Raw genomic sequence first — 12,578 nt, 5'->3', positions numbered from 1 at the left:
GCCGCTCGGCGCCGATGGGCCCGGCCGCCGCCGCGCCGTGGCGCTCGCCGAGGCGCCGGACGGTGCGCCCCTGCTGCGGGAGGAAGTCTTCGGCCCCATCCTGCCCGTGGTGGAAGCGCCCGACCTGGCCGCCGCGCTGGCCTGGGTCGCCGCGCGCCCGGCCCCGCTGGCCATCTACCTCTTTGGCGCGACGCAAGCCGAGGAAGCGGCGGTCGCCGCCGGCACGCGGTCGGGTGCGATCGTGACGGGGCGCTGCGTGGAGCATGTGGCCTTCCCCGACCTCGCCTTCGGCGGCATCGGCGCCTCCGGCATCGGGCGGACGCATGGGGAGGAGGGCTTCCGGACTTTCTCGAATTTGAGATCGCGTGTGCGCCACGGACGCTTTTCTCTCGCACGAATCTTTGATCGACCACATGCAGCGGTTGCAGAACGTGTGCTAAGGATGCTGGTGCGCTGAATTGTCCCGGTCCATCCTCCCCACATGGTTGTGCTGCCGCAGTCGCTCCCTGCCATCGAGACCGAGAGGCTGCGCCTGCGCTGCGCCGAGGAACGTGACGCGCCGGCCATTGCCGACCTGATGAACGAGGCGATCAGCCGGCGCCTCGCCTCCTGGCCCTATCCCTACACCGTGCCGATGGCCGCCGATCGCATCACGGGCGTGCGCGTGGCGGCGGCGCAGCGGCGCTCGCTGCCGTTCGTGATCGAGCGTCGCGCGGACGGCGCGGTGATGGGCTGGATCAGCATCTCCCGCGCGCCGGGGGAGGACAGCGTGGCGCTGCTCACCTACTGGCTCGGCGATGCCTTCCAGGGCCATGGCTACATGAGCGAGGCGGCGCCGGCCGCCGTGCGGCACGCCTTCGCGCTGATGGATGTCGCGACGCTGCGCGCCGCGGTGCAGGGGGACAACGGCGCCTCGCTCGGCATCGTGCGGCTGCTGGGGATGTCCTCGATGGGCGAGGGACGCATCTGGTGCCCCGCGCGCGGGCGGGAGGAAGCCTGCCTGTGGTTCGAACTGCACCGCCCGGCGGAGATGGCGAAGGCGACGGCCAGCGCGGCGTGCGTTCAGCCTTCCGGAACCTGACAGACGAAATCCTCGACCTTGCCGGCGGCGGATTTCGGCAGTTCCTCCATCGTCTCCACCGTCACCGCGAAGCCCTCCCCGAATTTGGCCCGTGCCCAGGCGATGACGGCATCGCGCTCCGCATCGCTCAGCGGCCGGGCGACGGCCAGCATGACGGTCAGCGCGTCGAGCGCCGTCTGCTCGATGCGGTACTGCCGCAGCGCCGGGGCGGCGCCGACCAGCCGCTCGATGTCGCCCGAGGAGAGCAGCGGCCAGCGCCGCCCGCCCTCCGCGAGCCGCAGCATGTTCTGCCGCCGCCCCATCACGCGGTTCAGCACCGGCAGCCCGCGCCCGCAGGGGCAGGGCGCGCCCATCTCCACCAGGTCGCCGATCTCGTAGCGGATCAGCGGCATGGCGAGGTTGTGCAGCGGCGTCACCACGACGCGCCCGACCTCCCCCGCCGCGCAGGGCGTGCCGTCCTCGCGCAGCACCTCGAGGCGCAGCCCTTCGGACTGCACGTGCATCCCCGCATGGTCGGGGCATTGCAGCGCGAGGTAGCCGGCCTCCCGCGTCGAATAGACATCGACCACGGGCACGCCGAAGGCGGCCTCGATCGCCATGCGCTGCGGCTCGGTCAGCGCCTCCGAGATCGCGACGATCTGCTTCAGGCGCGGCAGGGGCCGCCCGCCGACCTCCAGCGCCAGCCGCGCGAGGATGGAGGGATGGGAGAGCAGATAATCGGGGTCCCTCCGCCGCAGCCATTCCATTTGCTGCGCCGGCGGCGTGGTCACGTTGAGGCTGAACAGCGGCCCGGTGGCAAACAGCGAGGCCGAGGAGAACCCCCAGCCCGCCTGCGTGTCGCCCTCCGGATACGGCGCCTTGCCCGCGCCGCTTTCGCGGATCACGGCGAGGCTCCCGGCAAGATCGCGCCGGTGCCACAGATGGTCGCGCAGCGTGAAGGCGCTCCAGACCAGTTCCCACAACTGGCTGCGCACGCCACGGATCGGGCGGCCGGTGGACCCGGAGGTAAAGATCTCCCGGTATTCCCCATGCCCCTGGGGCAGGCGGTCGGCGAGCATCGCCTCGCTCGCATCGGCCGCCTGGATCTCGGCCCGCGTCAGGATGGGCAGCGCGGCCCAGGCGGCCTCGAAGGCCGTGGCGTCGTCCGGCGGGGGGAAGCCAGGCAGGCGGGCGCGCCAGAACGGCACCTCGGCCCGCGCATGGTCCAGCAGCGCGGCCAGTTGCCGGCGCTGGGCCGCCTCGATGCGCTCGGCCGGCCACCATTGCGTGCGGTCCAGTTGGAAGAGAAAGCCGAGCAGGGACGTTCCTGCCACGCCGGGCAATCCCGGCCAGGCGATGCCGGGGGTGGCGGAGGCGACCTCCAGCGGCGGCGCGGTGCGGTCCATGGCGAAGGTCTCCGGAGCCCCTTGCCATGACATCGCCACGGCTCCGTGGCAGTTTGTGGACGATTCTTCATACGGCCGGAATGGGCCGAGGGCCAGGAGGCAGGCGATGCGACCGGTGACGATCAGCGCGGTGCTGCTGGGCGTGGCGCATGTGGCGCTTCCCGCCGCCGCGGCGCCGCCCGCGATGCCGGCGACGCTGGCCATGGATGGCGGCCAGGGCGTGACGCTCGCCCGCGCCGGGGCGAGCCCCTTCCTTGCCGTGCCGGATGTCTCGAGCGGCGCGCTGCTGCCGGTCGGCGAAGGGGGCGAGGGCGGACGCGGCCGCTGGCGGCGCCATGGCGGCCCGGGCGTCTATGTGACGCCCTATTGGGGCCCGCCGCCGGGCTACTACTACGCCCCGCCGCCGCCGCGCTACCGACCGCCGCCGGTGTACTACGCCCCGCCGCCGCCCGTGTACTACGCGCCGCCACCGCCGGTGTATTACGCGCCGCCACCGCCGGTCTATTACGCGCCGGCGCCGGGGATCAGCCTGAACTTCCGGTTCTGAGCGGCGCGCATCGCGCGGGATGCCCGCCGGGGGACTCGAACCCCCATGACCTTGCGGCCTGCGGATTTTAAGTCCGCTGCGTCTGCCATTCCGCCAGGCGGGCGACCCGTGTGCGGCATCAAGCCGACGCGGCGCGCGCCGGCAAGGTGCCACGCGATGGTTCACCGCCCGCTCCATCCCTGCAACAGTGGGGTATGGAATCGGTCTCCGGCCTCGCCCTCGGCTTCGGCAACGCGCTTACCCTCACCAACCTCGCCTGGGCGCTGCTCGGCTGCTTCCTCGGCACCGCGGTCGGCGTGCTGCCGGGCATCGGGCCGGCGCTGACCATCGCGCTGCTGCTGCCCATCACCTTTACGGTCAGCGCGACCGGCGCCTTCATCCTGTTCTGCGGCGTCTTCTACGGCGCGATGTACGGCGGCAGCACGACGTCGATCCTGCTCAACACGCCGGGCGAGAGCGGGTCGATCATCACCGCGCTGGAAGGGGCGAAGATGGCGCGCAACGGCCGCGCGGGGCCGGCGCTCGCCACCGCCGCCATCGGCTCCTTCGTGGCCGGCACTGTGGGCACGCTCGGCATCGCCTTCCTCGGGCCCGTCATCGTGGAATGGGCGCTGGTGCTGGGGCCGGCGGAATACTTCGCCCTGATGGTGCTGTGCTTCGTCACCGTCTCGGCCGTGCTGGGGTCCTCGGCGCTGCGCGGGCTCACCTCCCTCGCGCTCGGCCTGCTGCTGGGCCTCGTCGGGATCGACCTGCAGACCGGCCAGCCGCGCCTGACCTTCGGCGTGCCGGAACTGCTGGACGGCGTGAACGTGGTGCTCGTCGCCGTCGCGCTCTTCGCGGTGGGGGAGGCGCTGCACATGGCCTGGCGCCATGCGGAAGGTAAGACAGAGGTGCTCGAGGTCGGCCGCCTGACCATGTCGCGGCAGGACGTGAAGCGGTCCTTCTGGCCCTGGATGCGCGGCGCGGGGCTGGGCTTTCCCTTCGGCGTGCTGCCCGCGGGCGGGACCGAGATGCCGACCATGCTGTCCTACTATGCCGAGCGGAAGCTCGCGAAGCCGGAGCACCGCCACGAATTCGGCACGACCGGTGCGATCGAGGGCGTGGCCGGGCCGGAAGCCGCGAACAACGCGGCCGCGGCCGGCATCCTCGTGCCCATGCTGACGCTCGGGATTCCCACCAGCGCGACGGCGGCGATCATGCTCTCCGCCTTCCAGTCCTACGGCATCAACCCGGGGCCCTTGCTGTTCACGCAGCAGGCGGAACTGGTCTGGACGCTGATCGCATCCCTGTTCATCGCCAACGTCATGCTGGTGGTGCTGAACCTGCCGCTGGTCGGGCTCTGGGTGCGCATCCTGAAGATCCCGGTGCCGCAGCTCTATGCCGGCATCCTGGTCTTCGCGACGATCGGCACCTACGGCATCTCGAACAGCGTCATCGACCTGGTCATCCTCTACGCGCTCGGCATCGTCGCGATGTTCATGCGGCGCTTCGACTTCCCCGTGGCCCCCGTTGTGATCGGCATGATCCTCGGGCCCATGGCGGAACAGGCGCTGCGGCAGGCGCTCACGATCAGCCAGGGCGACTGGACCGTCTTCGTCACGCGGCCGGGCAGCGCGATCATCCTCGGCGTCGCGCTGCTGGCGCTGGCCGGGCCGCGGCTGTGGGCGGCCTGGGCGAAGCGCGCGGCATGATGCCCTGCGCGGCGCCGCCTCGCGTCCCCTCCCATCGCAAGCGCGCCGCCGGCATGGCGCGCGGCGCCTGATGTCCTGCCCGGCGCGGGCACCCTGACCACCAGACGGAGCGAGACATGTTCTACGAACCGCGACGCGGCCACGGCCTGCCGCACGACCCCTTCAAGGCCATCATAGCGCCGCGGCCGATCGGCTGGATCTCCACGCTCGACACGCAGGGGCGGGCGAATCTCGCGCCCTATTCCTTCTTCAACGCGGTGCATTCGCGCCCGCCCATGCTGATGTTCACCAGCGAGACGATGAAGCATTCGGCGGCCAATGCCATCGCAAGCGGCGAATTCGTCTTCAACCTCGTCTCCCGCCCGCTGTTCGAGGCGATGAACATCTCCTCCGGCGCGCTGCCGGAAGGGGAGAGCGAGTTCGAGGCCGCGGGCCTCGATCCCGCGCCCTGCCGGGTCGTGAAGGCGCCGCGCGTCGCGGCATCGCCCGCCGCGCTGGAATGCCGCGTCACCGCCTCGATGCAGCTGGCCGATGCGTCCGGCGCGTCGCTCGAAGGCTGGATCATCATCGGGGAGGTCGTCGGCGTGCATATCGACGACGCCTTCCTGCGCGACGGCCGCTTCGACACGCTGGCCGCGGCCCCCGTCGCGCGCTGCGGCTATCGCGACTATTCGGCGGTGACCGAGATGTTCGAGGCGCTGCGCCCGACCGATGGCGGGTCCTACGCGCTGGGGCAGCGGGACCGATAGCGAAGGTGGCCCCTACCCCCGCACCGGTTTGACCGTCGCGAGGATGGCCGCGCCCAGTGCGAGGAAGACGAGCACCGTTGCCATCCCCGCGCGCTGGCTGTCGGTCGCCGTCGTTACAACCGCGAGCACAGCCGGGCCCAGGAAGCCCGTGATGCGGCCCGACAGGGCGAACAGGCCGAAATGCGCCGCGCATTCATCCTCCGGCGCCATGCGTGCCATCAGCGTGCGCGACGCCGCCTGCGCCGGCCCCATGAAGGCGCCGAGCGCCATCGCCATGCCCCAGAACACCACCTTGCTGTCGGTCAGAAGCAGGGCCGAGCCCAGCACGATCATCGCCAGCAGCGCGATCATCACCGTGCGCTTCGATCCCAGCCGGTCCTCCACCAGCCCGAACCCCGCCGCACCCAGCCCCGCCGTCACGTTCATCGCGATCCCGAAGAGCAGGATCTCCTCGAACGCCATGCCATGAACGCCGGCCGCGTAGATGGCGCCGAAGGCGAACAGCGTGTTCAGGCCATCCGTGTAGAACAGGCGCGCGATCAGGAAGCGGAGCATCGCCGGGCGCCGCGGCAGGCCGCGTAGCAGGTCCCGCGTCTCCGCCACGCAATGCGCCACCGCCTCCCCCATCCGCGCATGCGGGCCGGGCGGGTCCGGCACCGCCAGCAGCACCGGCCAGGCGAAGATCAGTGTCCAGGCCGCGACGAGCAGCGCCGTCGCGCGCACATGCTCCGACTCCGCGCGCTCCAGCCCGAACCAGGCCGGGTTCGGCTGCACCAGCGCCACCAGCGCCACCGCGAGACAGGTCAGCCCCCCCGCATAGCCGAGCCCCCAGGCCAGGCCCGACACGCGCCCCATCCGCTCCGGCGGCGCCACTTCCGGCAGCATCGAATTGTAGAAGACCGTGCCGAGTTCGAAGGCGATCGTCGCGATCCCGACCACGACCAGCAGCCACAGCGTCCAGGACGGATCGGGCCGCGCGAACCACACCAGCGCGGTGAAGCCCGCCGTCACCAGCACCGTGCCAGCCAGCAGCGCCCGCCGCCGCCCGCCGCGATCCGCCACTGCCCCCAGCAGCGGCGACAGCACCGCGATGACCAGCGCCGCGATCGTCTGCATCCAGCCCCATTGCGCCTGGCCTGTCGCCGGGTCGGGTGCGACGCCCTGCGCGAAATACGCCGCGATCACGAAGGTGGAGACTACCGTGGGGAAGGCACTGTTGGCCCAGTCGAAACTGGCCCAGGCCAGCGCGCGGCGGTTCATGGACAGTGCCGCGAGGGAGGCGCCGCCCCCCTCGCCCCCCCGCCAAAGGCCGAAAGGGCTTTGGAAACCAATACCGATCGGGGCGGATGGGGAGGGGGCATGGCGCCCCTGTCGCGCGAGGCACGACGGCGAGCACCCTCCCCATCCGTCCCGACCAAGTGATGGGTTCCGAGGGCCTTAAGCCCTCGGCGGGGGAGCGCGAGGGGGCGGCACCCCCTCGCAAGCGCCACGACGCCCAGCGCCCTACGCCTCGCCGCCCGGCGCCGGCATGGATACGCGCGTGATCGCCCATTGCACCGACGTCACGCCTTCCTCGGCCTGCAGCACCACCTGGGTCGACCGCCGCGGTTCGCCGCCGAGATAGACGCTTTCCTCCAGCGCCACCCGCGCGCCCTTGCCGCGGATCTTCCACCCCATGCCCGTCGGCAGCCGCAGCAGCGCGGCACTTTCATCCTGCAGCAGGGAGACGACGACGCCCGGATGCAGGTGGAAGCGCACCGCGAAGACCGGCACCGGCGCATCGCCGGCGATCTCCACCGCATCCTCCCCGCGCAGATCGTCGCCCGATTCGGCCAGATACAGCCGCCGCCGGTGCATCGCGCCGAAGGCGCGGCGCCAGCCATCGTGGCTGGCTTCCAGCCACTGCGCGCCGGCCGATTCGTGCCGCGCCGTCTCCACCTGTTCCGGCCGCCGGCCGAGCCCCTCGGGCCGCAGTTCCGACGAATTGGTGTCCGACAGCACCAGCGTCGAATGCGCCGCCGTCGCGCGCAGCGCGTCGCGCCAGGCTTCCTCGGCCGCCGGCGCGGCGCCGCAATTGACGATCAGCCGGTCGCGCCCGACCGACATCTCGAAGGCCAGCGTGCCAGCATGGGCGAAGCGGTCCGCCCCGGCCGGCAGCCCGCCTTCGGCGGCCGTGCCCGCGCGCGCGGCCGGCGGCGCACCGGTATCGACGATGACCAGCGTCCGCCCGGCCTGCAGCCGCTGGAAGCCGGTCTCGGGCAGATCCAGCGGTGCCCGCCCCCGCGCCTGCCCCTGGGTCAGCACCAGGTCGAGCAGCGCGCCCCCCTCGTCGCGGGACCCGTTGAACAGCGCGAGCCCGCCATCCCCATGCCGGAACAGCCGCAGCGCCGGCGCCGCGCGGTCCAGCACGGCGGCCAGATGCGGCGGCGGTTCCATCCCCGCCCCGTGCAGCAGGTTGCGGATCTCGATCAGGTCCTGCAGCGCGAACAGTTGCTGCGACGGGGACCGTTCCACATGCCCGCCATCGGGGTGGAACTGGCGCTCGATCTCGGCCGGCAGGAAGCGCGCGGCACGCTGGAGGTACGCATCCTCCTGCAACGCGATCGCCGCCGCCATCGCGCCCTTCAGCGCGGCGAGCGCGCCGCGGTGCTCGGCTTCCGCCGGCAGGGCGGCGGACAGGTCGCGCGCATCCTGCGCCATGCGCGTCATCACCGCGCGGCGGAAGGAATCCTCGGCGGTCGCGGCGAAGAAATCCCAATGCCCGAGCCAGGCGGACAGGCGCGCGCCCGAGACCTCCGGCGCATCGGCCACCGCTTCCTCGGCCCCGCGCGCAAGCCAGTCATCGGTCAGCGCGCGGGCATGCAGCCGCGCCGCATCCGTCCCCAGCGCGCGCAGATCCCGCATCCAGGCGAAGCCATGCGCCGCCGCGCGCCAGGCGGGCGAGCCCGAGGGCGCATCCCAGCCTTCCGCCCCCGCCAGGCCCGGACGCAGCGCGCGCGCCGTGCCCATCACCTCGAACTCCCCGCGCAGCAACCGCGCGCCGCGCGCGGGATCGCCCGGCCAGAGGTCGCGGAACGCCCGCGCCGGCGCATCCGGCACCCGCACGGGCTTCAGCCGCGCGAGAGTCTGACGGGCCCCGCGCAGGATGTTGATCATGCGGCCGCCCGCGCCGGCGCCCGCAGCCCGGCGATCGCGGCCGCGTAGTCCTTCTGCCCGAACACCGCGGTGCCGGCGACGAGCACATCGGCCCCCGCCTCCACGCAGCGCGGCGCCGTCGCGGCCGTGACGCCGCCATCGACCTGCAGGCGGATGTCACGGCCCGAGGCCTCGATCATCCGCCGCAGCGCGGCGATCTTGGGCAGCTGGCTGTCCAGGAAGGACTGCCCGCCGAAGCCCGGATTGACCGACATGACGAGGATCAGGTCCGTCAGGTCCAGGACATGCGCGACGCAATCGACCGGCGTCGCCGGGTTCAGCACGACGCCCGCCTTCTTCCCCAAGCCCCGGATCGTCTGCAACGAACGATGCAGATGCGGCCCGGCCTCGGGATGCAGGCTGATCACATCGGCCCCGGCCTCGGCAAAGGCGGCCAGGTAGGGGTCGGCAGGGGCGATCATCAGGTGCACGTCGAAGGGAATCGCGGCGTGCTTCCGCAGCGCCTTCACCAGCCCCGGGCCGAAGGAAATGTTCGGCACGAAATGGCCGTCCATGATGTCGAGATGCAGCCAGTCCGCGCCGGCGGCGGCGACGGCGGCCACCTCCTCCCCCAATCGGGCGAAGTCGGCGGCAAGGAGCGACGGGGCGATGAGCGGTGCGGGCACGTTGCGGTTGTAGCGGGTTGTCACGGAAGGGGACAACCGGCGGGGGGGCCTTCCGGGGCTTCGCCCCGAGACCCCACCAGGGCTCCGCCCTGGACCCGCCGAGGGCCGAAAGGCCCTCGGAACCCATGATTTCTGGGGCGGCTATTCGAACAGGGCGCGCTGTTCCGTGGCGGTGGGGCGGCGCTCCTTGGGGGCACGGCGGAAACCCTCGCCTCGGCCCAGCGGCGGCAGGCGCTCGGAGTCGTCATGCACGCCACGCAGCAACTCCTCCACCGTCTTGATCATGATGCGGCGGAACTGGCCGAGACCCGTGGAGGCGAAGCCCAGCTGCGCGGCTGGCGTCCCGCCCGCCGCCGGCGCGCGTCGCCGGCCTCAGGTCGATGCCGCGAAGGCCTCGAGTTCCTTCGCGGTGCCGGCGACGATCAGCAGGTCCCCCGCCTGCACGACCGTGTCCGGGGTCGCGTGGATGAAGGGCTGGCCGTGGCGCTTCACCCCGACCACCGTCACGCCATAGCGGCGGCGCAGCCCGCAATCGGCGAGCGTCCGGCCCGCCGCGTCGGCCGGCACGCGCGTCTTGCAGATGGCGACCCCTTCGTCGAGCTCCATGAAATCCATCATCCGCCCGGCGACGAGGTGGGCGACGCGCCGGCCCATATCCGCCTCGGGGTAGATCACGTGGTGCGCGCCCGTGCGTTCCAGGATCCGGCCATGCTTGCCGCTCAGCGCTTTCGCCCAGATGTCGGGCACGCCGAGTTCGGTCAGCGCGAGGACGGTCAGCACGCTCGCCTCGATGTCCGTGCCGATGGCCACGACCGCGCGCGGGAAGTCCTGCACGCCAAGGCGGCGCAGCGTCTCGCCGTCGGTGGTGTCGGCCTGGACCACATGCGTCAGCCGGTCGGCCCAGGACTGCACGATGGCCGCGTCCTCATCGATGCCGAGGACCTCGTGGCCGAGTTCCGTGAGCGATTCCGCGACCGCGCCGCCGAAGCGGCCGAGTCCGATGACGACGACGGCGTCGCGCGAAGGGTGGCTAGCCAACGATGGGGCGCTCCTCGGGGTAGCGATAGGGGGCCTTGTGGGCGCGCAGCGCGAGTGCCGCGCCGATGGTGACGACGCCGACGCGCCCGACGAACATCAGCACCACGACCACCCCCTGGGCCGCGGGGGGCAGTTGCGGGGTGATGCCGGTCGAAAGACCTACGGTGGCGAAGGCGGACACCGCCTCGAACATCACGTCGCGCAGCGGCAGCCCGGTCGCGCCGAGCAGCGCGAGCACGCCGAGCCCGAGCACGCCGACGGCCAGCAGCACGACGGCGGTCGCCTGGCGCTGCGTCTCGGGCGCGACGCGGCGGCCGAAGGCGCTGGCATCGGGTTCCCCGCGCAGCACCGCCCAGACCACAAGCCCGAGCAGCAGGAAGGTCGTCACCTTGATCCCGCCCGCCGTACCCGCGCTGCCGCCGCCGATCAGCATCAGGGCCCAGGAGACCGCCAGCGTTTCGTCGCGCATCTGCCCGACATCGACGGTGTTGAAGCCGGCCGTTCGCAACATCACCGAATGAACGAGCGCGTTCATCACCCGGGCGGGCCAGGACATGGCGCCGAGCGTCGCCGGGTTCGCCCATTCGAAGGTGAGCACCGCGAGCGCGCCGCCGGGCAGCAGGATCGCGAGGCCGAGCAGGGTGAGCTTGGTGTGCAGCGTCCAGCGCCCGGGCCGGCGTGGATCACGCCACAGGTCATACAGCACGGGTATGCCGAGCCCGCCCACCACCACGGCGCAGCAGATCGGCAGCAGCACGAGCCCATCCCCGGCGAAGGAAACCAGGCTGTCCGACCAGGTCGAGAAGCCCGCGTTGTTGAAGGCCGAGACCGCCTGGAACAGCCCGTGCCAGGCCGCGTCGCCCCAGGCCATGCCGTGCCCGAGCGCCAGGCGCAGCGCCAGCGCCGTGGCGACCACGGCCTGCACCGAGACCGTCGTCACGATGACAAGCCGCAGGACGGCGGTGATGTCGCCCAGGGCGAGCACGCCCGTTTCGGCCTGCGCGACAAGGCGCGTGGTCAGACGCAGCCGCCGCGCGACGACAAGCCCGAGCAGCGCGGCGCTGCTCATGATGCCAAAGCCGCCGACCTGGATCAGGGCGAGGATCACGCCACGGCCGAAGCCGGTCCAGTACGTCGCGGTGTCCACCACGGCGAGCCCGGTGACGGAGACCGCCGAGGTCGCGGTGAACAGGGCGGTCATGAAGGGCGCCGCCCCAGGCCCCTCCCGCGCGAGGGGGAGCATCAGCAGGAGCGTCCCCGCCAGGATGGCGGCGAGAAAGCCCAGCGGCACGAGGCGGACGGGGTGCCCGGTCAGGCGCTTCAAGCGGATCCTCGCAGCGGGCGGGCCATGTCGCCCCGGTCAGGCGGGGCGGGCTTCTACGCTTCCGTCCTGCGAAGTCAAAGGAAATCGACGCGGCACCGGATCGTCCGCCCGGACCGGGGCGGCGCCGCGTGCCTCACACCGGCAGCGCCGTCGTGCTCTTCACCCTCTCCATCGCGAAGCGGGACGTCACCTTGCGCAGGCTCGGCACCTGGGCGGTCAGGCGGCGGTAGAAGAGGTCGAAGGCCTGCATGTCCGGCACCACCACGCGCAGCAGGTAGTCCACGTCGCCGCCCAGGCGCCAGCATTCGACGATCTCGGGCATCTTCGCGACCGTCGCGGCGAAGGATTCGATCCAGGGGGCGGAGTGGTCGCCGGTCTCGATCGCGACGAAGACCGACACGCCAAGTCCGACCTTCTCCGGGTCCAGCAGCACGACGCGGCCGGTGATCACGCCCTCCTGCTCCATCTTGCGGATGCGCTTCCAGCAGGGCGTCGGCGTCAGGCCGACTTCCTTCGCGATGTCGGCGAGCGACAGGGCGGCATCCTTCTGGATCAGGCGGAGGATGGCGCGGTCGGTATGGTCGGGCTCGAAACTGCGGCTCATGGGCAAGTCCTTCGCGATCTTTGGCGTCTTCGTGGCATGAAAATCTTTTGCTTGCAAGATTTCGGCGGGTTGAGAGAACAGACTTCTCTTTCGCAACGGGATCGCCCGCCATGACGCTTCGCCGCGACCTCCTCCTCCGCTCCGCTCTCCTCGCCGGGGCCGGCCTGCTGCCGCGCGCCGCCGGCGCGGTAGGCACGCATTGGGCGCCGGACCGGCCGGTGCGCATCGTCGTCCCCGTCGCCCCGGGCGGCAGCCTCGACATCCTCGGCCGCGTGCTGGCGCGGCACCTGGCGCCGCGCCTGGGCCAGCCGGTGGTCGCCGAGAACCACCCCGGCGCC

13 protein-coding genes, 1 tRNA gene and 1 pseudogene are annotated in these 12,578 nt (G+C 72.0%); 6 read left to right on the top strand and 9 right to left on the bottom strand.

All coding sequences use genetic code 11. The features are described 5' to 3' along the window. Window positions 1–457, top strand: a 457-nt coding sequence (locus tag HW577_RS11775; protein WP_198376325.1) for an aldehyde dehydrogenase family protein, incomplete at its 5' end; no start/stop codon positions are given. A gap of 24 nt (window positions 458–481) precedes the next feature. Continuing rightward, a complete protein-coding gene (locus HW577_RS11770) occupies window positions 482–1,081 on the top strand; it encodes a GNAT family N-acetyltransferase (RefSeq protein ID WP_198376324.1) in 600 nt (199 codons plus the stop codon). Here HW577_RS11770 and HW577_RS11765 read toward each other — a convergent pair. Beyond that, window positions 1,063–2,466 carry a phenylacetate--CoA ligase family protein gene (locus HW577_RS11765; RefSeq protein WP_198376323.1) on the bottom strand — a complete coding sequence of 468 codons (1,404 nt, stop codon included), beginning with the start codon at window positions 2,464–2,466 and terminating at the stop codon, window positions 1,063–1,065. The genes HW577_RS11770 and HW577_RS11765 overlap by 19 nt on opposite strands. 106 nt (window positions 2,467–2,572) lie before the next feature. Between HW577_RS11765 and HW577_RS11760 the strand changes: the two genes are divergently transcribed. Further along, window positions 2,573–3,013 carry a hypothetical protein gene (locus HW577_RS11760; protein WP_198376322.1) on the top strand — a complete coding sequence of 147 codons (441 nt, stop codon included), beginning with the start codon at window positions 2,573–2,575 and terminating at the stop codon, window positions 3,011–3,013. A 20-nt stretch (window positions 3,014–3,033) separates the two neighbouring features. Here HW577_RS11760 and HW577_RS11755 read toward each other — a convergent pair. Further along, window positions 3,034–3,116: transfer RNA gene (locus tag HW577_RS11755), tRNA-Leu, on the bottom strand. Window positions 3,117–3,207: 91 nt separating this feature from the next. On the opposite strand from HW577_RS11755, the gene HW577_RS11750 reads away from it, so the two are divergent. Beyond that, on the top strand, window positions 3,208–4,704 hold the full coding sequence (locus tag HW577_RS11750; protein ID WP_198376321.1) for a tripartite tricarboxylate transporter permease: 1,497 nt from the start codon (window positions 3,208–3,210) through the stop codon (window positions 4,702–4,704). Between the two features lie 116 nt (window positions 4,705–4,820). Beyond that, the gene (locus HW577_RS11745) at window positions 4,821–5,453 is read left to right on the top strand and encodes a flavin reductase family protein (protein WP_198376320.1); all 633 of its coding nucleotides are present in this window, start codon (window positions 4,821–4,823) and stop codon (window positions 5,451–5,453) included. Between the two features lie 12 nt (window positions 5,454–5,465). Here the strand turns inward: HW577_RS11745 and HW577_RS11740 are convergent, their stop codons facing one another. The 7 genes from HW577_RS11740 to HW577_RS11710 all read right to left on the bottom strand — a co-directional run bounded on the left by HW577_RS11740 (window position 5,466) and on the right by HW577_RS11710 (window position 12,240). Continuing rightward, a complete protein-coding gene (locus tag HW577_RS11740; RefSeq protein ID WP_198376319.1) occupies window positions 5,466–6,713 on the bottom strand; it encodes an MFS transporter in 1,248 nt (415 codons plus the stop codon). Window positions 6,714–6,956: 243 nt separating this feature from the next. Then, on the bottom strand, window positions 6,957–8,609 hold the full coding sequence (locus tag HW577_RS11735; protein WP_198376318.1) for a heparinase II/III family protein: 1,653 nt from the start codon (window positions 8,607–8,609) through the stop codon (window positions 6,957–6,959). Continuing rightward, window positions 8,606–9,298, bottom strand: a complete 693-nt coding sequence (gene rpe / locus HW577_RS11730; protein WP_408639530.1) for a ribulose-phosphate 3-epimerase — start codon at window positions 9,296–9,298, stop codon at window positions 8,606–8,608. Before rpe ends, HW577_RS11735 begins: the two co-directional genes overlap by 4 nt. Window positions 9,299–9,415: 117 nt before the next feature. Then, window positions 9,416–9,559, bottom strand: coding sequence for a hypothetical protein (locus tag HW577_RS11725; protein WP_198376317.1), 144 nt, complete (start codon window positions 9,557–9,559; stop codon window positions 9,416–9,418). 87 nt (window positions 9,560–9,646) lie between these two features. Next, window positions 9,647–10,312 (bottom strand): potassium channel family protein, encoded by a 666-nt coding sequence (locus HW577_RS11720; protein WP_198376316.1) that lies wholly within the window; start codon window positions 10,310–10,312, stop codon window positions 9,647–9,649. Continuing rightward, on the bottom strand, window positions 10,305–11,636 hold the full coding sequence (locus HW577_RS11715; protein WP_232474867.1) for a TrkH family potassium uptake protein: 1,332 nt from the start codon (window positions 11,634–11,636) through the stop codon (window positions 10,305–10,307). Before HW577_RS11715 ends, HW577_RS11720 begins: the two co-directional genes overlap by 8 nt. Before the next feature lie 133 nt (window positions 11,637–11,769). After that, window positions 11,770–12,240 (bottom strand): Lrp/AsnC family transcriptional regulator, encoded by a 471-nt coding sequence (locus HW577_RS11710; protein WP_198376315.1) that lies wholly within the window; start codon window positions 12,238–12,240, stop codon window positions 11,770–11,772. 110 nt (window positions 12,241–12,350) lie between these two features. Here HW577_RS11710 and HW577_RS11705 point away from each other — a divergent pair. Next, window positions 12,351–12,578 (top strand): annotated as a pseudogene (locus tag HW577_RS11705) (Bug family tripartite tricarboxylate transporter substrate binding protein); the annotation flags it as partial.

The organism is Neoroseomonas rubea (assembly GCF_016106015.1).
Classification (GTDB): domain Bacteria; phylum Pseudomonadota; class Alphaproteobacteria; order Acetobacterales; family Acetobacteraceae; genus Neoroseomonas; species Neoroseomonas rubea.
The sequence above is the reverse complement of the archived record's forward strand: the minus strand, read 5'-3'. Positions and strand labels throughout refer to the sequence as shown.